A 25,687-nucleotide genomic window follows, 5' to 3' on the forward strand; every position below is an offset into this window, starting at 1 on the left:
CCGTTACGACGGGGTCACGATCTTCCGGTTGACACCGCACGCGGTCTTGCCGACCCCATGCCCCCGGCGTAGACCAGAGCCCACGGGACGCTCGACGTTCGATGAGGAACGAAGAACGGGGCAGTGTGATGCGCAGCAGGAGCACCTACCGGGCACGTATGGCCACCGCGACGGCCGGCCTCCTCGCGGGAGCCCTCGTGCTCACCGCGTGCGGCGGCGATGACGACGACGGCGGGGACGGCGGCGGTGGCAACACCGAGACCGGCGGCACCTCCGTCACCCTCCCCAAGCTGGACGGCCAGACCCTGGAGGTCGCGGCGGTCTGGACCGGAGCCGAACAGGAGAACTTCACCAAGGTCCTCGACGAGTTCACCAAGCGCACCGGCGCGAAGGTCAAGTTCGTGCCGACCGGCAACAACACCTCCACCTTCCTCGCCGCCAAGATCGAGGGCGGGCAGCCGCCGGACGTGGCGTTCCTGCCGCAGGTCGGCGTGTTGCACCAGTTCGCGCAGAAGAAGTGGCTCAAGCCCCTCGGCACCGAGGCCAAGGCCCAGTTGGACAAGAACTTCTCGCAAGGGTGGCGGGACCTCGGCGCGTACGAGGGCCAGCAGTACGGCGTCTACGCGAAGGCCGCCAACAAGTCGCTGATCTGGTACAACACCGCGGCTTTCGAGGCGGCCGGGATCACGGAGACACCGAAGACGTGGAAGGAGTTCGTCACCACCGCGCAGACGCTGTCCGACGCCGGTTCCCCCGCCGTGTCCGTCGGCGGCGCGGACGGCTGGACGCTCACCGACTGGTTCGAGAACGTCTATCTGTCCCAGGCGGGTCCGGAGAAGTACGACCAGCTGGCCAAGCACGAGATCAAGTGGACGGACCCCTCGGTCAAGCAGGCCCTGACCACGCTCGCCGAGCTGTGGGGCAAGGACGACCTGCTGGCGGGCGGCCGCAAGGGCGCGCTGGACACGGAGTTCCCGAAGTCGGTCACCCAGACCTTCACCGGTGACACCCCGGCCGCGATGGTCTTCGAGGGCGACTTCGTCACGGCGAACATCAACGCCGACACCAAGGCGAAGGTGGGCACGGACGCCAAGGTCTTCCCGTTCCCGGCGGTCGGCTCCGACTCCCCCGTGGTCAGCGGCGGTGACGTGGCCGTGGCGCTGAAGGAGAGCAAGGGCGCCCAGGCGCTGCTGACCTTCCTCGCCTCGACCGACGCGGCCGAGGTCTGGGCGGCCCAGGGCGGCATCCTCTCCCCCAACAAGGAGATGGACCAGGACACGTACAAGGACGACGTGACCCGGCAGATCGCCAAGGCCCTGATCGACGCGGGCGACGACTTCCGGTTCGACATGTCCGACCAGGCGCCGGCGGCGTTCGGCGGCACGCAGGGCACCGGTGAGTGGAAGGACCTTCAGGACTTCCTGGCCGACCCGAGTGATGTCGCGGGCGCCCAGCGGAAGTTGGAGGCCGACGCCGCCAAGGCGTACGGCGCCCGCTGACGCGATGGCCTCCGTGGCGAACACGACGGAGGGCGCCGGTGCCATGCCGACGCCCTCCGTGCCTCCGCGCAAGAGCGTGACGGGGACCCGGCTGTGGGTGGCGGTGCTGTTCCTGCTGCCCGCGCTGGTGCTCCTCGGCGCGCTCGTGGTCTATCCGATCGGCTGGTCGGTCTGGCGCAGCCTGTACGACGCCGACGGCTCCGGTTTCGTCGGGCTGGACAACTACGGTGACATCTTCAGCAACGACGCCACTCTGACCGCGGTCAAGAACACCGCGATCTGGGTCGCGGTCGCCCCGGCCGTGGTCACCGCGCTCGGTCTGATGTTCGCGGTGCTGACCGAACGGGTGCGCTGGGGAACGGCGTTCAAGCTGATCGTCTTCATGCCGATGGCGATCTCCATGCTGGCCGCGGGCATCATCTTCCGGCTGGTGTACTCGGCCGACCCCGACCAGGGCGTCGCCAATGCGGTGGTGACGAGCGTGCACGACACCTTCGTGGACTCCTCGGTCTTCCCCAAGGCCCGGCCGAACGCCGCGGTCAGCGACCTCAAGGCCTCCGGCGGCGGCTCGTTCACCTCGACGGGCACCGTGCGCGCGGGCACGCCCGCGCTGCTCCCGCTCGTCGGCATCGCGCCCACCAAGCTGCCCGGCAGCCCCGAGGACGCCAAGGCGCCCACCAAGGACGGCGTCACCGGCACGGTCTGGCTGGACTTCAAGCTGGGCGGCGGCGGCACCAAGGGGCAGATCGACGCCGGTGAGAAGGCGCTGGAGGGCGTCAAGATCGAGGCTGTGAAGGGCGGCGAGGTGGTCGCCTCCACCCGGAGCGGCGCCGACGGCACCTTCAGCCTGCCCGGCGAGGCGGACGGCGCCCAACTCCGGCTGCCCGGCTCGAACTTCGCGGCGCCCTACAACGGCATCGACTGGCTCGGCCCGACCCTGATCACACCGGCGATCATCGGGGCGTACGTGTGGATGTGGGCGGGGTTCGCGATGATCCTGATCGCGGCCGGACTCGCGGGAGTGGACCGCAACCTGCTGGAGGCGGCGCGGGTCGACGGCGCCAACGAGTGGCAGGTGTTCCGGAAGATCACCGTGCCCATGCTGGCGCCGGTCCTGGTGGTCGTCCTCGTCACGCTGATGATCAACGTGATGAAGATCTTCGACCTGGTCTACATCATCGCGCCGCAGCCCAGCCAGGACGACGCCAACGTGCTGGCGCTCCAGCTGTTCCAGTCCTCGTTCGGCGGGGGCGCCAGCTACGGCATCGGCAGTGCGATCGGCGTCCTGTTGCTGCTGCTGGTGGTGCCGGTGATGTGGGTCAATCTCCGTCGGCTGCGGAAGGAGCGTGAGCGGTGACCGCTCTCGACACGTCCCCGCGCGCGAAGCGCTCGCTGGCCTCCCGGGTGGCGAGCGGGGCGGCCGGCGGGGTGATGCGGGTCTTCCTGATCATCGTGGCGCTGGTGTGGCTGGTGCCGACCTTCGGGCTGCTGGTCTCGTCGTTCCGGGACCCGACCGACATCGCCACCTCGGGCTGGTGGAAGGTGTTCGGCTCGCCGGGCCAGCTGACCGCGAACAGCTACGAGACGATCCTGAAGAACAGCGCGATCACCGACTCCCTGTTCAACACCGTCTGGATCACGGTGCCCGCGACCCTGCTGGTGGTGATCATCGGCGCGATGGCGGGTTACGCGTTCGCGTGGATGGAGTTCAAGGGCCGCGACACGTGGTTCATGGTCGTGGTGGGGCTGCTGGTGGTGCCGGTGCAGATCGCGCTGATCCCGCTGACCTTCCTCTTCCGGGACATCGGGATCTTCGGTGACATCATCGCGGTCATCCTCTTCCACGTCGCCTTCGGACTGCCGTTCGCGATCTTCCTGTTGCGCAACTTCTTCGCGGAGATCCCCCGTGAACTCCTGGAGGCGGCGCGGCTGGACGGGGCGGGCGAGGCCCGGCTGTTCCTGACGGTGGTGATGCCGCTGGCGGCGCCCGCACTGGCCTCGCTGGGCATCTTCCAGTTCCTGTGGGTGTGGAACGACATGCTGGTGGCGCTGGTCTTCTCGGACTCCGAGTCCCAGCCGCTGACGGTCGCCCTCCAGCAGCAGGTACGGCAGTTCGGCAGCAACATCGAGATCCTGGCGACCGGTGCCTTCATCTCGATGGTGATCCCGCTGGCCGTGTTCTTCGCGTTCCAGCGGCAGTTCGTGTCCGGGGTGATGGCGGGGGCGGTCAAGTAGCCCCTGCCACAGTCCGGTTGAAGGGGTGGGCCGACACCGGCCCGCCCCTTCGTCATGCGCCGAGAATCCCCCGTATGCAGCACATCACGTAACCAACGCGCCCCGCGGGCAGTTCCCGGGCCGAACGCCCGCGTCGACTCACCGACTCTTGGATGTGCCTTGCCCAGGTTCAGTGTCATCGTCCCCGCATACGAGGTTCAGGCGTATCTGCACGCGTGCCTGGACTCGGCGCTCTCGCAGTCGCACGCGGATCTGGAGCTGATCGCCGTCGACGACTGCTCGCCGGACGCCTGCGGGGCGATCATCGACGAGTTCGCCGCGCGTGACCCGCGGGTCAGGCCGGTGCACCTGGCCGAGAACCGGGGCCGGGGCGGCGCGCGCAACGCCGGCCTCGCGGTGGCGACCGGGGACTACCTGGTCTTCCTCGACGGCGACGACACCCTCGCCCCGGACGCGCTCCGGGCGATCGCCGACCGGCTGAAGGAGACCGGCGACCCGGACGTGCTGGTCTACGACCACGCGCTGACCGACTGGACGGGCGAGGCGGTCCGCGACGGTCTCGCCACCCAGCTCACCGAGCAGGGCCCGGCACCCTTCCGCCTGGAGGACCGGCCGGGGCTGCTGCGGGTGTGCGCGGCGGCCTGGAACAAGGCGTACCGGCGGGAGTTCGTGGAGCGGGCGCGGTTCTCCTTCCCGCCGGGCCGGTACGAGGACACGCCCTGGACGTACCCGGCCCTGATGAGCGCCGAGACCCTCGCGACCCTGGACCGGGTCTGCGTCCACCACCGCACGCGCCGCCGGGGCAGCGTCCCCGGCACCGCCGACCGCCACCACTTCGACGTCTTCGACCAGTACGACCGGGTCTTCGCCTACGTCGACCAGTACCCCGAACTCGCGTGCTGGCGACCGGCGTTGTTCCGCGGCATGGTCGACCACCTGTCGACGGTGTTCACCGAGCGGCATCGCCTGCCACGCGGTGTGCGTGCCGAGTTCCTGCTCAAGGCCCGCGCCCACTACCGCCGTTACCGCGTCCCGGGCCACCCCGTCCCGCTCCGCGCCCGGCTCCGCCACACCCTGGTCCGCCTGGGCCTGCACCGCACCTACCGGACCCTGGAGTCGGCCAAGAGGCTGGGCCGGCGCACCGCCCGCCGCACGACCCGCCTCGCCCGGGCCCTGCGCTCGGTGGCCCTCCGGCTGCACTACCGCGTCCAGCTGCGCCTGCCCCTGCGCGAGGACCACGCCGTCTTCGCCGCCTACGGCTACCGCGGCCACGGCTGCAACCCGGGCGCGCTGGAGGAGGCGTTCCGCACCTACGCCCCGCACCTTCGCACGGCGTGGATCGCCGGCGCCGAGCACCACCACACGATCCCGACCGCCACCCGCCGGGTGCGTCCCGGTTCGGCCGCCTACTGGACGGCGCTGGCCCGCTCCAAGTACCTGGTCAACAACGTCCCCTTCGACCGTCGGCTGGTCAAGCGGCCGGGCCAGGTCGTCGTCCAGACCCAGCACGGCACCCCCCTCAAGCACATGGGCCTGGACCTCCAGGAACGCCCCGCGGCCGCCCGCGAGATGGACTTCGGCGCCCTCCTGGCGGACGTCGACACCTGGGACTACGTGCTGTCCGCCAACCGCCACTCCACCCTGACCTGGGAGCGCGTCTACCCGGGCTCGTACACCACGCTGGAATACGGCTCTCCGCGCAACGACGTGTTCCAGCAGGCGACTTCGCAGGACGTGCAACGGCTGCGCGAGTCACTCGGCATCCCGCGGGGCACGGTGGCGATCCTGTATGCGCCGACCCACCGCGACTACCGCCGCACCCAGCGCCCCGCCCTCGACCTGGACCGCGTCACGCGCCGCCTGGGCCCCGGCTTCGTCGTCCTGGCCCGTGCCCATCACCGGCACGGCGGCCCGCTCTGGACGAGCGGCGAGCGGGTCATCGACGTCAGCGACCACCCGAGCGTGGAGTCCCTGTGCCTGGCCTCGGACGCCCTGGTGACGGACTACTCGTCCCTGATGTTCGACTACGCGGGCCTGGACCGCCCGATCGTGATCCACGCGGATGACCGGGAGGCGTTCGAGGCGGCGCGCGGCACCTACTTCGACCTGCGCGCCTTCCCGCCGGGCGCGATGGCGCGCAGCGAGGACGAGCTGACCGACATCTTCGCCACCGGCCACTGGCGCGGCTCCCGCTCCACCCAGCTGCGCTCGGCGTTCCGCGAGCGGTTCTGCCCCTGGGACGACGGCCGCGCCGCCGAGCGGGTGGTGCGGCGGGTGGTGCTGGGCGAGAGCGACCCGGTGCCGTTCCTGCCGCCGGGCGAGCGCTTCCCGGTGCCGTCCGCGGCGGCGGCCCTGGAGGAGCAGCCACCGGCTCTCGTGCCGCGCCCGGCGTCACCCGCGGTCGTCACCGAAACCGTCTGAACGCCGTTCGCACCCAGGGGAGTTCACATGCCCTCCAACACCTCGGGCCCCACCCCGACCCGACCGCACACCTGGCGCCCGTCCGGCCGCCCCGGCGGGACGCGCGTCTGAGGCGGGCGGGGCGTACGGCATCTGGTGCCCGGCCAGGGGCGGCTGCCCGCGCGGACGACGAACGGCCGCCCGCAGGGGTGCGGGCGGCCGTGGAGAGCGTCGCCGGGTCCGGGCCGGTGACTACTCGATGACGAGCTCGACGTCTATGTTGCCGCGGGTGGCGTTGGAGTAGGGGCAGACCTGGTGGGCGGCCTCGACGAGCTTGCGGCCCGTCGCCTCGTCCACGGTGTCGGGCAGCTCGACACGGAGCACGACGGAGAGGCCGAAGCCCTCGCCCTGCTTGTGGATGCTGACCTCGCCGGTCACCGAGGCGTCGCTCACGTCGACCTTGGCCTGGCGGCCCACCAGACCGAGGGCGCTGCCGAAGCAGGCGGCGTAACCGGCGGCGAAGAGCTGCTCGGGGTTGGTGCCCTGACCGTTGCCGCCCAGCGCGGCCGGCGGGGCCAGCTGGAGGTCGATCTGGCCGTCGTTGCTGACGGCACGACCGTCGCGGCCGTGGGTGGCGGTGGCGACAGCGGTGTAGAGCGCGCTCATGGGGTCCATCCCTCTCAGAAGAGTCAACGGTTGCGGTCGGCCCGTTCCCTTCGGTCCGGGCCGCTCACGACGACAAGTAGAGCACACAATTCAGTTGTGCACAACTAAATGACGAACAAGCGCTACTCTGGAGACATGACCACGCCTGCACCCGCCACCGACTGGCTCCGCCTGGATCAGCAGATCTGCTTCTCCCTGAACGCCGCCTCGCGCGCCTTCGGCGGCGTGTACCGCGTGATCCTCAAGGACCTCGGCCTCACCTACCCGCAGTACCTGGTGATGCTGGTGCTGTGGGAGCACGGCGACCTGCCCGTCAAGAAGCTCGGCGAACACCTGCGCCTGGACTCCGGCACACTCTCCCCGCTGCTCAAGCGCCTGGAGTCGGCCGGCCTGGTCCGCCGCGAGCGCAGCGCCCGCGACGAGCGCTCCGTGGAGGTTCGGCTCACCGGGGAGGGCGACGCGCTGCGCGAGCGCGCGCTGGAGGTGCCGCGCCGGATCGCCGCCGCGACCGGCTTCGACGTGGACGAGATCCGCGAACTGCGCACCAAGCTGGACGAGCTGACCACGGCACTGGACTCGGCCCAGCTGGAGGAGTAGCGCGAGCGGCGGGCGCGAGCCCGAGCCCGGGACCGGGCGGCGTGAGCCCGGTGCCGCCAGAAAGCGGGCCGGGATATCCGGATAGGCGCCCTATGTCCACGCATAGGCCATTAATCCGGCTTACGATCCGCCGTGATGAACCGTCACCTCCCCGCCCTCGCCGCCACTTGGCTCGCCACCCGCGCCCTGATGCTGTGGCTGCTCGCCCACGGCACCTCGCCCCTGCTGGGCGGCGGAGGGGTCGGCCGTGAGGTGTGGTGGGTGTACCAGCACTGGTACGACGTGCTGGCGCGCGGCGCCTTCCCGGCGCACGACACGCTGTGGCAGTACCCCCCGGGCGCGGGCCCGGTCCTGCTGTCGCCCGGACTGCTGCCGGGCCTGACGTACTTCCAGGCCTTCGTCGCCCTCGCCCTGGCCTCCGACGCGGCGATCACGGTCGCGCTGTCCCGCGCGGGCACCCGCCCGGGCCGCAGCCTGCGCGGCGCGGCCCTGTGGACGGGCGGCCTCCCGCTCCTCCTGCACGTCCCGCTCGCCCGCTACGACGTGCAGGCCACCGCCCTGGCCGTCATCGCCCTGCTGGCGTCGCAGCGCTCCACGCGTGCGTGCGGCGCGTTCGCGGCGCTGGGCGCCTTGGTGAAGGTGTGGCCGGCCCTGGTCCTGGTCGGCGTGCCGAGGGGGCGCGCGACCCGGTCGGCGTGGACGTGGGCGACGGTGACGGGTGCCGTGGCGCTCACCGTCCTCGCCGTGCTGTTCGCCCATCCCCTGGCCTTCCTGAGCCAGCAGGGCGGCCGGGGCGTGCAGATCGAGTCCTTCGGCGGCACGGCACTCGGTCTCGCCACGCACGCCGGGTGGCCGGGCGTGGTGCGCTACCGGTACGGCGCCATGGAGTACACCGGCCCGTACGTCTCGCTGGTCGCCGGTGCCTGCCTCGCGGCCACCGCCGCCGCCCTCGCGCTGCTCCTGCTGTGGCGGGTGCGGGCCCGGCGCTGGAGCGCGGCGACGCCGTACGACGCCGCGCTGGCCGCCGTCCTGCTCTTCACCGTCACCAGCCGGGTGATCAGCCCGCAGTACATGATCTGGCTGCTGGGTCTGGCGGCCGTCTGCCTGACCTCGCGGCACACCACACAGCGCCCCGTGGCCGCGCTGATCCTGGCGGCGACGGCAGTGAGCGCGGTCGTGTACCCGGTCCTGTACGGCGAGGTCGAGGCCGCCACCTGGACAGGCTGCGCGCTGATGGTCGTACGCAACGGCCTGCTCGCCGCGGCCGCCACACTGTCCTTCCGCCGCCTGTGGCGCGCCACCCGGGCCGCGGCGGAACCGTCGTCCCCGAGTGAACCCGGCGAGGCCTCCCCCCGTCTTCCGGACCGGACGCCGGCGGCCCCCTGACCGGCGTCCGGCCCCCCGTCCCACGATTCCGGAACACCCCCATGGATTCCCGTGCCCCCGAGGTCTGCGTCGTCGTGACCGGGTACGACAACGCCCCGCGCGTGAGGGAGACCGTGCGCTCCGCGCTCGCCCAGGGTGCCGTCGTGCGCGAGGTCCTGGTCGTGGACGACTGCTCCACGGACGGCAGCGGGGAGCGGCTGGTCCGTCTCGCCCGCGTCGACCCACGCGTGCGCGTGCTCCGCCGCCGGGTGCACAGCGGCGGCCGCGGAAGCCCGCGCAACACCGGGCTCGACCACGTGACGGCGCCGTACGTGATGTTCCAGGACGGCGGTGACGTCCTGCTGCCCGGGGCACTGGAGGCGCTGGTCGAGGCGCGCGCGGAGGTCGCGAGCGGGTTGTGCGCGCAGCGCGCCCAACGCCCACTCCTGGTCCACGACACCGCCGGCGGCAGCAAGCTCTACCGCACCGCCTTCCTGCACGAACATGGCATCCGCTTCCCCGAGGGCCGCTTCGCGCACGAGGACGTCGTCTTCCACGCGCGCGTGCTCGCCGCGTGCCCACGCATCGCGCTCGTACCGGCGCGCGTGTACGTCCCGCACGCCCCGACGCACCCCGACGCACCGGCCCTCCGGGAGGCCTACCGGCTGGCACACGAGATCCTGCTGGCCGCCGGGCGCGAGGAGCTGGCGCAGGCGATACGCGCGGGACACGGCCCCGCGGCGCCACCTGCCGTAGCGGCATACTCACGGGGAGTCGTCGCGATGGTCCGTGACGGTCTCCGGCGCCTGATTCACTGATAGCCGGACTGACGAGGGGACGGCCGCACATGACCTGGCTGATCACCGGCGGCGCCGGCTACATCGGGGCGCACGTCGTACGGGCGATGACCGAGGCGGGCGAGACCGCCGTGGTCTACGACGACCTGTCGACGGGCATCGCCGAGCGCGTGCCGGCCGGTGTGCCGCTGGTGGTGGGCTCCACCCTGGACGGCGAGCGGGTGGCGCGGGCCCTGGCGGACCACGCCGTCACCGGGGTCGTGCACCTGGCGGCGAAGAAGCAGGTGGGCGAGTCGGTGGACCTGCCGCTGCACTACTACCGGGAGAACGTCGAGGGCCTGCGCGTCCTGCTGGAGCAGGTGACCCGGGCGGGCGTCGCGTCCTTCGTCCTCTCCTCCTCGGCGGCGGTGTACGGCATGCCGGACGTGGAGCTGGTCACGGAGGACACGCCGTGCGCGCCGATGTCGCCGTACGGCGAGACGAAGCTGGCCGGGGAGTGGCTGGTCCGCGCGACGGGCCGCGCGACCGGCCTGGCCACGGCGTCGCTGCGCTACTTCAACGTGGCCGGCGCGGCGAGCCCCGACCTCGCGGACACCGGGGTCTCCAACCTGATCCCCATGGTCTTCGAGAAGCTCACGCAGAACGCGCCCCCGCGCATCTTCGGCGACGACTACGCCACCCCCGACGGCACCTGCGTCCGCGACTACATCCACGTGGTCGACCTGGCCGAGGCCCATGTGGCCACGGCCCGCGCCCTGCACGCCTCCCCCGGCCGCGACCTCACCCTCAACATCGGCCGCGGCGAGGGCGTGTCGGTCCGCGAGATGATCGACCGCATCAACGCCGTGACCGGCCACGACCGTCCCCCGACGGTCACCCCCCGCCGCCCCGGCGACCCCGCCCGCGTCGTCGCCTGCGCCGACCGCATCACCAGCGAACTCGGCTGGAAGTCCCGCCACGACGTCCAGGACATGATCACCTCGGCCTGGGACGGCTGGGTACACCTGCATCCGGAGGCGGCACGCCACTGAGGGCCTGCCGCGAAAGCGGCCTCTGCCGCGCGACGCCGGGCACGCACTCTCGCCGCGGTGACACCAGCGGGCCCCGGCCGGAGCACCCCCCACGACCGGCGTCCGGCTTCCCACCCGCTGTTCCAGCCCCCGTGCGCCCGCGCCGCGAGCATCGGGCCGAGCCCGGCTACAGCGCCTTGATCGCCGCCGCCGTCGCCCGCGCGAGCGCGTCCAGGTAGCCCCGGGGCAGCTTCGGGCTCCGGATCACCACGGACCGCCAGTACAGCGGTCCGGAGATCAGATCGAGGGCCAGTTCGTCGTCGAGGCCCGCGCGGACCTCCCCGCGTTGCTCCGCCGCCACGATGATCTTGCTGGCGACCTCCTCCTGCCCGTCCCGCAGCGCCTTCTGCACCGCCTCGGCGATCTCGGGGTTACGGGCCGCCTCGGCCTGGAGGTCCGGCAGGATCTGCGAGGCCACGGGGTGGCGCAGCGCACGGGAGGTCACCTCGTACAGCAGCCGCAGGTCGCTCTCCAGCGCGCCGGTGTCGGGCGCCGGCAGCCCCTGCACGGCGAGGGCCGACACCACGTCGAGGACCAGGTGCAGCTTGGAGGGCCAGCGCCGATAGACCGCGGTCTTGCCGACACCGGCCCGGCGCGCGATCCCCTCGATGGACATCCGGGCGTATCCGACCGTCGCGAGCTCCTCGAAGACCGCCGCCCGGATGGCGTCCGTCACATCCTCCCGGAGCACGGCGGCTCCGGCGGGGGCCCGGCGGCGCGGACGGGGCTGCGGCTCGTCGGCGTTCGTCATGCGGACCAGCATAGGGCGTTACGACGATACGGTCCCGTCCCCACGCGGAACGTGACGACGAAACGGACCCGTCCCGACCGAACCGTCACGACGAAACGGTTGCGTTCCGACGCCGACTCGGCCTACGCTCACGTTGCGACGATACGGTCCCGTCCCGACGTAAGAGAACGTGAAGAGAAGCGTAAGGAAACGCCGGAGAAACGGGCAGCCGGCCGCACGCGGTCCCGACGCACCACCCCCGCACCACCCCACCCCCCGAGTGAAAGCAGCGGATGTGAGCCAGGTCCTCCACACACCGCCCCCGACGGCGGCGTCCGTCCCCGCGCCCGCCGAAGGTGACCTCGCGGCCCTCGCCGCCCGCCACGGCCTCTCGGTCAGCGGTGCCCGACCCACCCTGACCGAGTACGTCCGGCAGCTGTGGGCCCGGCGCCACTTCATCACCGCGTTCTCCACCGCCAAGCTCACCGCCCAGTACAGCCAGGCGAAGCTCGGCCAGATCTGGCAGGTGATGAACCCGCTGCTGAACGCGGCGGTGTACTTCTTCATCTTCGGCGTGCTGCTGGGCACCAAGAAGGGCGTGCCGGACTACATCCCGTTCCTGGTCACGGGCGTGTTCATCTGGACCTTCACCCAGAGCTCGATCCTCGCGGGCACCCGCGCCATCTCCGGCAACCTCGGACTGGTCCGCGCCCTGCACTTCCCGCGGGCCGCGCTGCCGATCTCCTTCTGCCTCCAGCAGCTCCAGCAGCTGCTGTTCTCGATGGCCGCCCTGGTCGTGATCCTGCTCTGCTTCGGCGTCCCCGTCTCGGCGTCCTGGCTGCTGGCGATCCCGGCGCTGATCCTTCAGTTCACCTTCAACGCCGGCGTCTCGATGGCCATGGCCCGGCTCGGCGCCAAGACCCCCGACATCGCCCAGCTGATGCCGTTCGTGCTGCGCACGTGGATGTACGTCTCCGGCGTGATGTGGAGCATCGACCACCTGCTCAGCAAGCACAACGACCTGCCGTCCTGGGTCGGCCCGGTGCTCCAGGCCAACCCGGCGGCCGTCTACATCGACCTGATGCGCTACGCCCTGATCGACAGCTTCCACTCCAGCCAGCTGCCGCACCACGTGTGGGCGATCGCGGCGGGCTGGGCGCTGCTCGCCGGAGTCGGCGGCTTCATCTACTTCTGGAAGGCTGAGGAGACCTACGGCCGTGGCTGAGAACGAGACCACCCCCACCGTCATCGCCGACGACGTCGACATCGTCTACCGCGTCAACGGCACCGGCGCGGGCCGCGGTTCGGCGACCGCCGCCCTCAACCGCATCCTGCGCCGCAAGCAGACCGAGAAGGCCTCCGGCGTCCGCAAGGTGCACGCCGTGAAGAAGGTGTCCTTCGTCGCCTACAAGGGCGAGGCGATCGGCCTCATCGGCACCAACGGCTCCGGCAAGTCGACCCTGCTCAAGGCGGTCGCCGGACTGCTGCCGGTGGAGAGCGGCGCCATCTACACCGACGGCCAGCCCTCCCTCCTCGGCGTCAACGCGGCCCTGATGGGCGACCTGACCGGCGAGCGCAACGTCTACCTCGGCGGCCTCGCGATGGGCATGTCCCGCGAGCAGATCAAGGAGCGCTACCAGGAGATCGTCGACTTCTCCGGCATCAACGAGAAGGGCGACTTCATCACCCTGCCCATGCGGACGTACTCCTCCGGCATGGGCGCCCGGCTGCGCTTCTCCATCGCCGCCGCCAAGGACCACGACGTCCTCCTCATCGACGAGGCCCTCGCCACCGGTGACCGCTCCTTCCAGAAGCGCTCCGAGGCCCGTATCCGCGAACTGCGCAAGCACGCGGGCACGGTGTTCCTGGTCAGCCACAACAACAAGTCCATCCGCGACACCTGTGACCGGGTGCTGTGGCTGGAGCGCGGCGAGCTGCGCATGGACGGGCCCACCGAGGACGTCCTGAAGGAGTACGAGGCCTTCACCGGCGACAAGACGACCAAGCCGAAGCCCAAGCCGAAGGCCGCCGTCTAGACCCTCGCCGCCACCGGCCCTCGGGCGGGAACACCCCCGGCCGACAGACGAGAAGGGCGCCCCGAGCCGTCACGGCCCGGGGCGCCCTTCTCGTCGTATCCGCTACGAATGCGTCCGCAGCAGGGTGCGCATCGTCCGCATCGCCACCGAGAGGTTGGCGAGGTCGAAGGTCTCCGAGCCCTGGATCTCCTCCAGGGTGGTGCGCGCCCGGCCCAGGATCGCGGCGTTCTTCTCCTCCCACGCCTTGAAGCGCTGCTCGGGGGTCGAGGTGCCGTTGCCCACCGCGAGGACGTCCGCGGTCAGCGCCGCGTGGGCCGCGTAGAGGTCCTCACGGATCGAGGCGCGGGCCATGGACTGCCAGCGGTCGGCGCGGGGCAGCTCGATGATGCGGTCCATGAGCTGGGTGATGTGGAGGCGGTCGGCGAGGTCGTAGTAGACCTCGGCGACGTCCATCGGGTCCCGGCCCATGCGGTCCGCCACCGAGACGATGTCCAGCGTCGGGAAGGCGGACGAGAAACCGGCCACGCGCGTGGCCACCTCGTCGGGGACCCCCGCGCCGGACAGCTCGTCGTAGATCTGCTGGTACCACTCCAGGTCCGCGCCCCGGAGCAGCTTCGGCAGCTGCGACCAGACCTGCTCGACGCGCTCGGCGAAGAACTCGACGGTCTCGGCGAGTTGCAGCGGCTGCGGCCGGTTGTTGAGCAGCCAGCGCGTGCCGCGTTCGACGAGCCGGCGCGAGTGCAGCCGGATCCGGGTCTGGACGTCGGCCTGGACCTGGTTGTCGAGCGCCTCCACGCCGTCCCACACCATGGCCGAGCGGAAGATCGCGCGCGCCGCGGTCTGCGCCCGCACGATCTCCTCCAGGGAGGCGCCGGTCTCCTCGCGCAGCCGGTGCAGATACGTCGTACCGCCGGTGTTGACCGTGTCGTTGACCAGCACGGTCGTGATGATCTCGCGGCGCAGCGGGTGGTTGTCGATGTGCTCGGCGAACTTCTCGCGCAGCGCGCTCGGGAAGTACGCGTGCAGCAGCCCGCGCAGGTAGGGGTCGTCCGGGAGCGAGGTGTGCAGCAGCTCGTCGGAGACCGTGATCTTCGTGTACGCCAGCAGGACGGCCGTCTCCGGGCCGGTCAGGCCCTGTGCGGCGCCCAGGCGTTCGCGGATCTGGCGGTCCGTGGGCAGGAACTCCAGCGCCCGGTCCAGCAAGCCCGCGCGCACCAGGTGGCGCAGGTAGCGCTGCTGGGCGTGGAGCATGTCCTTGGACTGGGCGAGCGCGTTGGCGATGGCCGTGTTCTGCGCGTAGTTGTTGCGCAGGACCAGCCGGCCGACCTCGTCGGTCATCTCGGCGAGCTGCTTGTTGCGCTGCTTGACGGTCATGTCGCCGTCCGTGACCAGGCCGTTGAGCAGGATCTTGATGTTCACCTCGTGGTCGGAGGTGTCCACGCCCGCGCTGTTGTCGATGGCATCGGTGTTGATCTTGCCGCCGTGCAGCGCGAACTCGATCCGGCCGAGCTGGGTGAGCCCCAGGTTGCCGCCCTCGCCGACGACCTTGACCCTGAGGTCGGCGCCGTCCACCCGGATCGGGTCGTTGGCCTTGTCTCCGACGTCGGCGTGGGTCTCGGTGGAGGCCTTGACGTACGTGCCGATGCCGCCGTTCCACAGCAGGTCCACCGGCGCCTGAAGGATGGCCTTCATCAGGTCGGCCGGGGTCATCTTGGCGACCTTGCCGTCGATGCCGAGGGCCTCGCGGATGTGCGCGTTGACCGGGATGGCCTTGGCGCTGCGCGGGAACACGCCGCCGCCCGCCGAGATGAGCTCGGCGTTGTAGTCGGCCCAGCTGGAGCGCGGCAGCTCGAAGACGCGGCGGCGCTCGGCGTAGGAGGTGGCCGCGTCCGGGTTCGGGTCGATGAAGATGTGCCGGTGGTCGAAGGCCGCGACCAGGCGGATGTGCTCGCTGAGCAGCATGCCGTTGCCGAACACGTCACCGGACATGTCACCGATGCCGACGACCGTGAAGTCCTCGCTCTGGGTGTCGACACCGAGCTCCCGGAAGTGCCGCTTGACGGACTCCCAGGCGCCGCGCGCGGTGATGCCCATGCCCTTGTGGTCGTAGCCCGCCGAGCCACCGGAGGCGAAGGCGTCGCCCAGCCAGAAGTTGTACTGCTCGGCGACCCCGTTGGCGATGTCGGAGAAGGTCGCGGTGCCCTTGTCGGCGGCGACGACCAGGTAGGTGTCGTCCTCGTCGTGGCGGACCACGTCCGCCGGGGGCACGACCTCGCCGGCCACCATGTTGTCGGTGATGTCGAGCAGCGCCGAGATGAACGTCTTGTAGCTGGCGATGCCCTCGGTCAGCCACGCGTCCCGGTCCACGCCCGGGTCGGGCAGCTGCTTGGCGACGAAGCCGCCCTTGGCGCCGACCGGCACGATGACGGTGTTCTTCACCATCTGCGCCTTGACCAGGCCGAGGATCTCCGTACGGAAGTCCTCGCGCCGGTCGGACCAGCGCAGACCGCCACGCGCGACCTTGCCGAAACGCAGGTGCACACCCTCGACGCGCGGCGAGTACACCCAGATCTCGTACGCCGGACGCGGCGCCGGCAGGTCCGGGATGGCCTGCGGGTCGAACTTCATGGAGACGTACTCGTGCGGCTTGCCGCCCTGCGCCTCCTGGAAGAAGTTGGTGCGCAGGGTCGCCTTGATGACGGTCAGGAAGGACCTGAGGATCCGGTCCTCGTCGAGGGAGGCCACCTGGTCGAGGGCGGCGTCCAGCTCTTCGAGGAGGGCGTCCACGATCTCGTGCCCGGCGCGCTGCCGGTCCGGCGACATCCGCGCCTCGAACAGGGAGACGAGCAGCCGGGTGGTGTGGACGTTGTTGCGGAGGGTGTCCTCCATGTAGTCCTGCGAGAAGGTGGAGCCCGCCTGCCGCAGGTACTTGGCGTACGCCCGCAGCACCATCGCCTGACGCCAGTTCAGCCCGGCGCTGAGCACGAGGGCGTTGAAGCCGTCGTTCTCCGCCAGGCCCGTCCAGGTCGCGGCGAAGGCCTCCTGGAAGCGCTCGCGGCCGTCGTCGCCGAGGTAGTCCCCGGCGCCGTTCTGCGACCGGGGCATGCGCAGCCCGAAGTCGTAGATCCACGCGATGCTGCGGTCCGAGCAGCGCAGCTCGTAGGGCCGCTCGTCCATCACCTCGACGCCGAGCCGGTTGAGGACCGGCAGCACGGCGGACAGGGTGATCGCGGCACCCTTGCGGTAGATCTTGAAGCGGCGCTCCTCGGGGGCGGCGCCGACCGGCTCGTACAGGCTCAGCGCGAAGTCGTTCTCCTCGGTGAGCTTCTCCAGGTGCACCAGGTCGGCGACCGCGGAGCGCGGCGTGTGGTCGGCCTTGTAGCCCTCGGGGAAGGCGTTGCCGTACCGGCGCAGCAGCTCGGCGGCGCGCTCCTCGCCGAGTTCGGCGTTGAGGGCCTCGGTGAAGCCGTCGGCCCAGGAGCGGGCGGCCTCCACCAGCCGCGCCTCGATGCGCTCCTTGTCGAGGTCGGACAGCTCCGGCAGCTCGGTGCCCTGCGGGACCCGGACCACGAAGTGCAGCCGGGACAGGATCGACTCGGTGTTCCAGGCGGTGAAGTCGACGCTGATACCGCCGAGTTCCTCCTTGAGGATGTCGATGATCCGCAGCCGGACGCCGGTGGTGTAGCGGTCGCGCGGGAGGTAGACGAGGGCGGAGTAGTAGCGCCCGTACTCGTCCTGGCGCAGGTAGAGCCGCAGCCGCCGCCGCTCCTGGAGGTAGAGGACGGAGGTGACGATGGCCTGGAGCTCGTCGACCGGGGTCTGGAACAGCTCGTCGCGCGGGTAGGTCTCCAGAATCTGGAGCAGGTCGCGCCCGTCGTGGCTGTTGGGCGAGAACCCGGCGCGCTGGAGCACCTCGTCGACCTTGCGGCGGATCACGGGGACCCGGCGGACGGACTCGGTGTAGGCGGCCGAGGAGAACAGGCCCAGGAACCGGCGCTCACCGACGACGTTGCCCTCGGCGTCGAACTTCTTCACCCCGATGTAGTCGAGGTACGACGGCCGGTGCACGGTCGCCCGGCTGTTGGCCTTGGTCAGCACCAGGAGCTTGTGCTCGCGCGCCTTCGCGCGGGCGTCGGCGGGCAGCCGCTCGAAGGAGGGGCTGACGGGGTGGCTCTCGTCCTCGGCGTGATGCGGGTCGGAGCGCAGGATGCCGAGACCGGTGCCCGGCACGGCGGCGAGGGAGTCGTCCTCGCGCAGCTGGTACTCGCGGTACCCGAGGAAGGTGAAGTGGTCGGCGGCCAGCCAGCGCAGCAGCTCGCGGGCCTCCTCGATCTCCTGCTCGCGCAGATCGGAGGCGATGGGCTCGGCGGGCAGCTCGTCGGCCATCCGCAGCGCCGCGTCCCGCATCTTCTCCCAGTCCTCGACGGTCTCGCGGACGTCCGAAAGGACACGCAGCAGATCGGCGGTGATCTGCTTCAGGTCCCCGCGGTCGGTCTCCCGGTCGATCTCGACGTGGATCCAGGACTCGATGTACGCGTCGTGCGGCAGCTCTCCGCTGGGCCGCTGCGGGAGCGCCTCGACGAGCTTGCCGGTGACGTCCCGACGGACGACGACCTGCGGGTGGATGACGACATGGATGCCGCGCCCCTGCCGGGTCAGCTCGTTGGTGACCGAGTCGACGAGGAAGGGCATGTCGTCGGTGACGACCTCGACGATCGAATGCGTGCAGGCCCAGCCGTTCTCCTCGACGGTGGGCGTGAGCACCCGCACATTGGCCGTTCCCTGTGGCCGGTTCTCGGCCAGCCGGTAGTGCGAGTACGCGGCTCCGAAGACGTCGACCGGGTCGCGATCGGCGAGGTCCTCCGGGGCGGTGTGCAGGTAGTAGCGCTGGAGGAACGCGAGCACGGTCTCCCGGTCCGGGGTGCTCTCGTCCGTCGTCCCGGTCGGTAGGTGCCCCCCGACCGGGCTGTTCTCAGCTACCCGGGCGGCCCTCTCGAGCAGCTCGGCCTTGGCTTCGTCCAGCTTGGTCTGCATTGTCCTCTGGCTCCTGTCGCGCGCCATTGCGTGACGTTGAAGGAAAAACGGTCGCTTCCCTTACGACGTGACGCCGCGACGCGGGGTGTCCGGTCTGCTCCGACGCTATGCCGCAAGGGGAGATGAGCGGGGGGTTATCAGCCATTCTCGACACGCCTGACGGATGTGACGCCGCTCTCCACGACGCCGCTTCCGGAGAGATGTGCGGCGCCCCGGGGGTCCGTATACCCCCGCCCCGCCCGCGAAGACCAGCGACTGCCGCCCGGTCACGGATGTCGTCCGTGCTCTCCGGGCGCAGGGCAGGAGCGACGATGCCCCCGCGAACTATCGCGCTGATCACGCCACCAGGCTATCGCTCCTTACAGGGGGCCCGTCATGAGCCGTATGTGTACAAAACCGGGGGTCGAACTTTGACGTTCTGCACAGGGGCGCTTGGTGGGGGGCGGGGGTACGGGTCGGTTGGGGGGTGGGGTACGGGGGGTGGTCCGTCGGGGGCATCGGCCCGGGCGGACTACGGGCACGGGGGGGGCGGGGGCGCGGGTCGGTTCGGGGGCCGTGGGCGCGGGGGCGCGGGGCGGCTCGGGGGGCATCGGCCCGAGGCCACGGGCACGGAGGGGGATTTCGGGACCGTAGGCACGGGCGCGGGGCGGCTCGGAGCCGTCGGTTCTGGCGGCCGTGGGCGCGTCCCCCGCGAACCAATCGCGACCGCGCCCCTTGGCAAGGCCCCGCTTCGGAGGCACGTTGCCGACATGACAGCCAAAATCCTGATCGTCACCGGCGACGCGGCGGAGTCACTGGAGGTCCTGTACCCCTACCAGCGCCTCCGCGAGGAAGGCTACGACGTCCATATCGCGGCCCCCGCCCGGAAGCAGCTCCGGTTCGTCGTCCACGACTTCGAACCCGGCTTCGACACCTACACCGAGAAGCCCGGCTACACCTGGCCCGCCGACCTGGCCTTCGCCGAGGTCGACCCCGGCCAGTACGCCGCCCTGGTCATCCCCGGCGGCCGCGCCCCCGAGTACCTGCGCAACGACCCCGAGCTCCGCAAGATCCTCAAGTCCTTCTTCGACGCGGACAAACCGGTGGCCCAGATCTGCCACGGCCCCCTGCTCACCGCCGCGATCGACGGCCTCCGCGGCCGCCGCGTCACGGCGTACCCGGCCCTGGAGCTCGACATGCAGGCCGCCGGCGCCGCCTTCCAGGACGCCGAGACGGTCGTCGACGGCACCCTCGTCTCCGCACGGGCCTGGCCGGACCACTCCCGCTGGATGCGCGAGTTCCTGACGATCCTGCGGGCCAAGGCGCCGGTGACGTGAGGGGGATGCCGTAGGGGCTGGGGTGCCGTTGCGGTCCTCGCTCCAGCACCCCACCTCACCTCACGGGCGGGCCCTCGCCCTACGCCGCCAACCGCTCCGCCTCCACCACAGCCTCCGCCAGCGTGTCCACGACGGGCACCCCCGCCGTCTCCAGGCTGGCCCGACCGTGCGAACCCCCCGTGTACAGCACCGCCTGCGCCCCCACGTACCGCGCCGCCACCGCGTCGTCCGCCGCGTCCCCGATCACCACCGTCCGCGCCGGATCCACCCCGGCCAGCGCGGAGAGATGCCGCGTCATGTGCTCGGCCTTGCTGCCCCCGGAGGGCCCGGTCCGCCCGTCGACACGGAGGAAGTGCGCCTCGATCCCGAACCCGCGGACCAGCGGGACGAGGTCGTCGTGCCCGTACATGCTGAGGATCGACTGGCTGCGCCCCGCCGACCGCCACCCCGCGAGCAACTCCACCGCTCCGGCCGTCAGTTGGCACCGGACCCGGTGCTCGGTGTAGTACCGGTGGAAGGTCTCGTCCATGATCGCCCACTCGGCGTCGGTCGGCAGCCGCCCCATCAGCCGCTCGTAGAACTTCGGCACCGGCACGCAGTACAGCGCCCGGTACCGCTCCATCGTGATCGGCTCGAGCCCCAGCTCGGCGAATGCGGCGTTGGTCGCCCCGATGATCGCGTCATTGTCGTGGAACAGGGTGCCGTTCCAGTCCCAGACGATGTGCGCGCCCGCTTGCTTCCCCATGCCCAAGAAGGTACCCGCCGCCACTGACAATCAAGGGGCCCGCAGCCGCCCCACCTCCAGGCAGGGACGCTTCCCTCAGTCCCCCAGCCCGACCAGGTTCGGGATCTCCTGCGTGGCGTACCAGAGCAGCTCGTGGTCCTCGGCCCCGTCCACGACGAACTGCGCGTCGTCGTCCCCGCCGTCCGCCGCCGGCAGTGCCTGCGCGGCGGCGGTGACGTCCGCCTCCGCGTCACCGGCGTCGACATGGACGGCCGCCGCCTTGGCCAGCGCCACGGCGCCCGCGACCTTGACCTCGCCGAGCGCCGCCGGGTCGAGCCCGCGGTCGGGGTCGGCATGGGCCGTGCCGTCGGGCACGTCGACGGCGACCACGACCCGGCGCCGTACCGCCCCGGGGTCCGCCGCCAACAGCCGCAGGGAGGCGAACGCGGCCCGGTTCAGCGCCGCGTACTCCAGCTCCTCGATGTCGTCGGAGAGGTACCACTCGCGCAACGCGGGCGTCACGGCGTAGGCGAGGAGCGGTCCGGGGCCCAGCTCGCCCGTCTTGTACGCCTCGGCGAGACCGGAGAGGGTCAGGGGGACGTAGACACGCATGGGCTGCCGCTTTCGTGGTCGGAGGGCGGGGTCGGAACGCTCCGCGAGGGCCTCGGTGACGGCCTTCAGGATACGTGCGGGCGTCCCCTTTCGAGTCCCTGCCCGAGCCCCGGGAGGCGTCAACCCCCGTCCGGGAACTCACCCGGTGCCGCCCCGCCGTCATGGGCTTCCGGCGCCCGCGCTCACTCGGATAAGTGAAGAATCCGGCCGACCGACGCGGGCCGCCGCTTCCTTGCCGCCGCCGCCCGCGACCCCGTACAAGATCCTCAACCACGGAAGTTACTGCCCGGTACACATCCGGGCCCGCTGAAACGGGGACCCCATGAACAAGGTCATGACCAGGGCACAGCAGCGTCCCGGCACCCGCCCGCCGAGCCGCCGCGACTCCCGTCGCCCGGGCACCACCCCGCCCCGCACCCCGAGCGGCGGCACGACCCGCACAGCCGCGGACGGCGCCCGCCCGGGCCCTTCGACCGGCCCCGGGAGGCGTACGGCGCCCGTCGACAACCGCCCCGCCGCCGGCCCCACGTCCACCGCGCGGGCCACCGGGACCGGCCCGACCACCCGCGCCACGAGCCCAGCGGCACACGCCCCGCACCCAACCGGCCCGGACGCCGCCGTCGTGCCCGCCCAGACCCCCCGCAGGCCGGTCTCCGTCCCCCAGCCCCGCCCCACCGACGTCTTCGCCGACCTCCTCCTCGCGGTCCTCAGCGGCCAACGCCCCGTCCACTCGATGCTCCGCCACACCGTCGGCCAGGCCTACGACGAACTCGCCGAGCTCGCCGAACGCGGCCCCCTGCGCACCCGCGGCACCCGGCCCGTGGTCCGCGACATCGGCTATTACGTCCCCCGCGACGGCGCGGTCGAGGCCTTCGCCCGCATCGGCGCCGGCGACCAACTCCGCGCCATGGCCTTCCGCCTGGAGCAGGGCCGCGACCGCCGCTGGCGCTGCACCGCGGTGGAACTGGGCGCCCCCTGCAACAACCGCAGGGACGACTGACCCACGGGCGCGGGCCCCGCCAAGCCGCGCCTGGCCCCACCTGAGGCACACCCCGCCCCCGGGCAGCCGCCCCGGACGACGAGAGCCACCAGGGGCCAGGAAAGCCTCGCAGGACCGCCACCGGCCCAGCCCGAGGCGCACCCGGCCCCCCACCAGCCGCCCCGGATAACGACTGCAACCAAGGGCCGGGAAAGCCTCGCAGGACTGCCACCGGCCGAGCCCGAGGCACACCCCGCCCCCGGCAGCCGCCCCGGACGACGACAGCCGACCAAGGGCCGGGAAGACCTCGCAGGGCCGCCACCGGCCCAACCCGAGGCACACCCCGCCCCCGGCAGCCGCCCCGGACGACGACAGACACCAGGAGCCGGGCCCCCATAGAGCCACTCCTGGCCCCGCCCGAGGCACGCTCGGCCCCCCGCCAGCCGCCCCGAATGCCCGCTCGCCCTCACGAGCGCCCCCCGCACCCCACGACGAACCCCTCACGGGCTCAGAGAGCCACCCCCGGCCATAGGCCGCACTCGACGCACCACACGCCGAAGGGCCGGCCCACCCTCAGGTGACCCGGCCCTTCAAACCCGCTCCAGCCGCCAGCCGTCAGCCGCCAAGCCGTCGCGGACAGCGTCACTTCTTGCGGCGACGCCCACGCGACTGCTTGCGCCGCTCCGCGCGCGTGAGGCCGTCCGCCTCGGAACGCACCGGCTCGTCGTCGTCGGCGAACTCACCCTCGACGACACCACCCTCGCCGTCCACGGTCGGCGCGGAGAAGTGCAGATCCCGGCGCTGCGGAGCGTCCAGCCCCTTGGCGCGGATCTCCGGACGCGCACCCGCCTGCGCCGGCACCGAGTCCTGCTTGTCGAGCGACGGCGCGGCGTCCTCGACCGGGACCTCCTCGACCTGCTGCTCGACCTGGACCTCCAGGTTGAACAGGTAGCCGACGGACTCCTCCTTGATGCCCTCCATCATGGCGGTGAACATGTCGAAGCCCTCGCGCTGGTACTCGACCAGCGGGTCCTTCTGCGCCATCGCGCGCAGGCCGATGCCCTCCTGGAGGTAGTCCATCTCGTAGAGGTGCTCGCGCCACTTGCGGTCCAGGACCGACAGCACGACCCGGCGCTCCAGCTCACGCATGATCTCGGAGCCGAGCTGCGCCTCACGGGCCTGGTACTGCTCGTGGATGTCTTCCTTGATGGACTCGGAGATGAAGTCGGCGGTCAGTCCGGCCCGGTCGCCGGCCGCGTCCTCCAGCTCCTCGACGGTGATCTTCACCGGGTAGAGCTGCTTGAACGCGCCCCACAGCCGGTCGAGGTCCCAGTCCTCCGCGAAGCCCTCGGCGGTCTCGGCGCTGATGTAGGCGTCGATGGTGTCGTCCATGAAGTGCTGGATCTGCTCGTGCAGGTCCTCGCCCTCCAGCACGCGGCGCCGCTCGCCGTAGATGACCTCACGCTGACGGTTGAGGACCTCGTCGTACTTCAGGACGTTCTTGCGCGTCTCGAAGTTCTGCTGCTCGACCTGCGACTGGGCGGACGCGATCGCGCGCGTGACCATCTTGTTCTCGATCGGCACGTCGTCCGGCACGTTCGCCATGGACATCACGCGCTCGACCATCTGGGCCTTGAAGAGCCTCATCAGGTCGTCACCGAGCGAGAGGTAGAAGCGGGACTCGCCGGGGTCGCCCTGACGGCCGGAACGACCGCGCAGCTGGTTGTCGATACGGCGCGACTCGTGCCGCTCGGTGCCCAGCACGTACAGGCCGCCGAGCCGCTCGACCTCTTCCTTCTCGGCCTTCACGGCCGCCTCGGCCCGCTCCAGGGCGGCCGGCAGGGCCTGTGCCCACTCCTCGATGTGCTCCTCGGGGTCGAGGCCGCGCTGGCGCAGCTCCGCCTCGGCGAGGTCCTCGGGGTTGCCACCGAGCTTGATGTCCGTACCACGGCCGGCCATGTTGGTGGCCACCGTGACGGCACCCTTGCGGCCGGCCTGGGCGACGATGATCGCCTCCCGGTCGTGCTGCTTGGCGTTGAGCACCTCGTGCTGGACGCCGCGCTTGCTGAGCTGCTGCGAGAGGTACTCGGACTTCTCGACCGACGTCGTGCCGACGAGGATCGGCTGGCCCTTCTCGTGCTTCTCGACGATGTCGTCGACGACCGCCTCGAACTTCGCGACCTCGGTGCGGTAGATGAGGTCCGACTGGTCCTTGCGGACCATCGGCCGGTTGGTCGGGATCGGGACGACGCCGAGCTTGTAGATCTGGTGGAACTCGGCGGCCTCGGTCATCGCCGTACCGGTCATGCCGCACAGACCGGGCTGTTCCTTGCCGTCGTGGTCGTGGCGCTTGTAGAGGCGGAAGAAGTTCTGGAGGGTGATCGTGGCGAGGGTCTGGTTCTCGTCCTTGATGTCCACCCCTTCCTTCGCCTCGATCGCCTGGTGCATGCCCTCGTTGTAGCGGCGGCCGGCGAGGATACGGCCGGTGTGCTCGTCGACGATCATGACTTCGCCGTCCATGACGACGTAGTCCTTGTCCTTCTTGAAGAGCTCCTTCGCCTTGATGGCGTTGTTCAGGTAGCCCACCAGAGGGGTGTTCACCGACTCGTAGAGGTTGTCGATGCCCAGCCAGTCCTCGACCTTGGCGACGCCGGCCTCGTGGATGGCGACCGTGCGCTTCTTCTCGTCGACCTCGTAGTCGCCGGTCTCCTCGATGCCCTTGAGCGGGTTGCCGGCCTCGCCCTTCTTCAGGCGGGTGACCAGCTTGGCGAAGTCGCCGTACCACTTGGTGGCCTGGTCGGCCGGGCCGGAGATGATCAGCGGCGTACGGGCCTCGTCGACGAGGATGGAGTCGACCTCGTCGACGATCGCGAAGTTGTGGCCGCGCTGGACGAGCTCGTCCTTGGACCACGCCATGTTGTCGCGCAGGTAGTCGAAGCCGAACTCGTTGTTCGTGCCGTAGGTGATGTCGCACGCGTACTGCTCACGGCGCTGGGCCGGCGTCATGTTGGCAAGGATGCAACCGACGCTCAGGCCCAGGAACTTGTGGACGCGGCCCATCATCTCGGAGTCGCGCTCGGCCAGGTAGTCGTTGACCGTGATGAGGTGGACGCCCTTGCCGGACAACGCGTTGAGATACGCGGGCAGCGTGCCGACCAGGGTCTTGCCCTCACCGGTCTTCATCTCGGCCACGTAGCCGAGGTGCAGAGCCGCGCCGCCCATGATCTGCACGTCGTAGTGGCGCTGGCCGAGGGCGCGCTTGGCGGCCTCGCGCACGGTGGCGAACGCCTCGGGCAGCAGGTCGTCCAGCGTCTCGCCGTCGAGGTAGCGCTGCTTGTACTCCTCGGTCAGGGCTCGCAGCTCGGCGTCGGAGAGGTCGATGAAGTCCTCTTCGATGGAGTTGACCTGGTCCGCGATGCGGTGCAGCTTGCGCAGGATCTTGCCTTCGCCTGCACGCATGATCTTCGAGAGGACGGACACGGGGGTTGGTCTCCTTGCCGGTCGGGCCTGGGACGGTCGGTTTCCATATGACGTGGCTGAGCAACGGCCATCGTATGCGAGGACCCGGCCACGCCGGGAGCCTGCAGAGGACGCCGAACGTCCGGTGCTTCAAATCTCCGTCAAAGG

18 protein-coding genes are annotated in these 25,687 nt (G+C 71.0%); 12 read left to right on the plus strand and 6 right to left on the minus strand.

Going from position 1 to position 25,687, the window contains the following annotated elements:
* Positions 1-158 precede the first annotated feature (158 nt).
* The 4 genes from ACH41F_RS23850 to ACH41F_RS23865 all read left to right on the plus strand — a co-directional run bounded on the left by ACH41F_RS23850 (position 159) and on the right by ACH41F_RS23865 (position 6,155).
* Complete coding sequence (locus tag ACH41F_RS23850; RefSeq protein WP_391366141.1) at positions 159-1,499, plus strand: extracellular solute-binding protein; 1,341 nt, start codon at positions 159-161, stop codon at positions 1,497-1,499.
* A gap of 4 nt (positions 1,500-1,503) precedes the next feature.
* Complete coding sequence (locus ACH41F_RS23855) at positions 1,504-2,856, plus strand: carbohydrate ABC transporter permease (protein WP_398837423.1); 1,353 nt, start codon at positions 1,504-1,506, stop codon at positions 2,854-2,856.
* The gene (locus ACH41F_RS23860) at positions 2,853-3,734 is read left to right on the plus strand and encodes an ABC transporter permease subunit (protein WP_391236326.1); all 882 of its coding nucleotides are present in this window, start codon (positions 2,853-2,855) and stop codon (positions 3,732-3,734) included. Before ACH41F_RS23855 ends, ACH41F_RS23860 begins: the two co-directional genes overlap by 4 nt.
* Before the next feature lie 159 nt (positions 3,735-3,893).
* Positions 3,894-6,155: a CDP-glycerol glycerophosphotransferase family protein gene (locus ACH41F_RS23865; RefSeq protein WP_398837425.1), complete on the plus strand. Its 2,262-nt coding sequence runs from the start codon at positions 3,894-3,896 to the stop codon at positions 6,153-6,155.
* Positions 6,156-6,386: 231 nt separating this feature from the next.
* On the opposite strand, the gene ACH41F_RS23870 is transcribed toward ACH41F_RS23865, so the two are convergent.
* Positions 6,387-6,800 (minus strand): Ohr family peroxiredoxin, encoded by a 414-nt coding sequence (locus tag ACH41F_RS23870; protein WP_391236332.1) that lies wholly within the window; start codon positions 6,798-6,800, stop codon positions 6,387-6,389.
* A 135-nt stretch (positions 6,801-6,935) separates the two neighbouring features.
* Here ACH41F_RS23870 and ACH41F_RS23875 point away from each other — a divergent pair, with 135 nt between their 5' ends.
* From ACH41F_RS23875 to galE, 4 genes are all read left to right on the plus strand, one after another.
* Positions 6,936-7,397 carry a MarR family transcriptional regulator gene (locus ACH41F_RS23875; protein WP_391236335.1) on the plus strand — a complete coding sequence of 154 codons (462 nt, stop codon included), beginning with the start codon at positions 6,936-6,938 and terminating at the stop codon, positions 7,395-7,397.
* Positions 7,398-7,532: 135 nt separating this feature from the next.
* On the plus strand, positions 7,533-8,783 hold the full coding sequence (locus tag ACH41F_RS23880; RefSeq protein WP_391236339.1) for a glycosyltransferase 87 family protein: 1,251 nt from the start codon (positions 7,533-7,535) through the stop codon (positions 8,781-8,783).
* Between the two features lie 41 nt (positions 8,784-8,824).
* On the plus strand, positions 8,825-9,580 hold the full coding sequence (locus ACH41F_RS23885; protein WP_391236342.1) for a glycosyltransferase: 756 nt from the start codon (positions 8,825-8,827) through the stop codon (positions 9,578-9,580).
* 29 nt (positions 9,581-9,609) lie between these two features.
* Positions 9,610-10,590 (plus strand): UDP-glucose 4-epimerase GalE, encoded by a 981-nt coding sequence (gene galE / locus ACH41F_RS23890; protein WP_398837428.1) that lies wholly within the window; start codon positions 9,610-9,612, stop codon positions 10,588-10,590.
* A 166-nt stretch (positions 10,591-10,756) separates the two neighbouring features.
* Here the strand turns inward: galE and ACH41F_RS23895 are convergent, their stop codons facing one another.
* Positions 10,757-11,392 carry a TetR/AcrR family transcriptional regulator C-terminal ligand-binding domain-containing protein gene (locus ACH41F_RS23895; protein WP_391236347.1) on the minus strand — a complete coding sequence of 212 codons (636 nt, stop codon included), beginning with the start codon at positions 11,390-11,392 and terminating at the stop codon, positions 10,757-10,759.
* Positions 11,393-11,654: 262 nt separating this feature from the next.
* Between ACH41F_RS23895 and ACH41F_RS23900 the strand changes: the two genes are divergently transcribed.
* Together ACH41F_RS23900 and ACH41F_RS23905 are read left to right on the plus strand one after the other, a co-directional pair.
* Positions 11,655-12,584, plus strand: coding sequence for an ABC transporter permease (locus tag ACH41F_RS23900; protein ID WP_391236350.1), 930 nt, complete (start codon positions 11,655-11,657; stop codon positions 12,582-12,584).
* A complete protein-coding gene (locus tag ACH41F_RS23905) occupies positions 12,577-13,395 on the plus strand; it encodes an ATP-binding cassette domain-containing protein (RefSeq protein ID WP_391236353.1) in 819 nt (272 codons plus the stop codon). The genes ACH41F_RS23900 and ACH41F_RS23905 overlap by 8 nt, the downstream gene beginning before the upstream one ends.
* 102 nt (positions 13,396-13,497) lie before the next feature.
* Here ACH41F_RS23905 and ACH41F_RS23910 read toward each other — a convergent pair whose 3' ends face one another.
* Positions 13,498-18,429, minus strand: a complete 4,932-nt coding sequence (locus tag ACH41F_RS23910) for an NAD-glutamate dehydrogenase domain-containing protein (protein ID WP_391236356.1) — start codon at positions 18,427-18,429, stop codon at positions 13,498-13,500.
* A 749-nt stretch (positions 18,430-19,178) separates the two neighbouring features.
* Here ACH41F_RS23910 and ACH41F_RS23915 point away from each other — a divergent pair.
* Entirely contained in the window at positions 19,179-19,745 is a 567-nt protein-coding gene (locus tag ACH41F_RS23915) for a DJ-1/PfpI/YhbO family deglycase/protease (protein ID WP_391236359.1), read from the plus strand.
* Positions 19,746-19,824: 79 nt separating this feature from the next.
* Here ACH41F_RS23915 and ACH41F_RS23920 read toward each other — a convergent pair whose 3' ends face one another.
* A complete protein-coding gene (locus ACH41F_RS23920) occupies positions 19,825-20,490 on the minus strand; it encodes an HAD family hydrolase (RefSeq protein WP_391236362.1) in 666 nt (221 codons plus the stop codon).
* Positions 20,491-20,565: 75 nt separating this feature from the next.
* Positions 20,566-21,081, minus strand: a complete 516-nt coding sequence (locus tag ACH41F_RS23925) for a DUF6912 family protein (protein WP_391236365.1) — start codon at positions 21,079-21,081, stop codon at positions 20,566-20,568.
* Between the two features lie 322 nt (positions 21,082-21,403).
* Between ACH41F_RS23925 and ACH41F_RS23930 the strand changes: the two genes are divergently transcribed.
* Positions 21,404-22,081, plus strand: coding sequence for an Rv3235 family protein (locus ACH41F_RS23930; protein ID WP_398837431.1), 678 nt, complete (start codon positions 21,404-21,406; stop codon positions 22,079-22,081).
* Positions 22,082-22,702: 621 nt separating this feature from the next.
* On the opposite strand, the gene secA is transcribed toward ACH41F_RS23930, so the two are convergent.
* Positions 22,703-25,540, minus strand: coding sequence for a preprotein translocase subunit SecA (gene secA / locus ACH41F_RS23935; protein ID WP_391236370.1), 2,838 nt, complete (start codon positions 25,538-25,540; stop codon positions 22,703-22,705).
* Positions 25,541-25,687 lie beyond the last annotated feature (147 nt).

It is taken from the genome of Streptomyces sp. NPDC020489 (genome assembly GCF_044386545.1).
GTDB lineage: Bacteria > Actinomycetota > Actinomycetes > Streptomycetales > Streptomycetaceae > Streptomyces.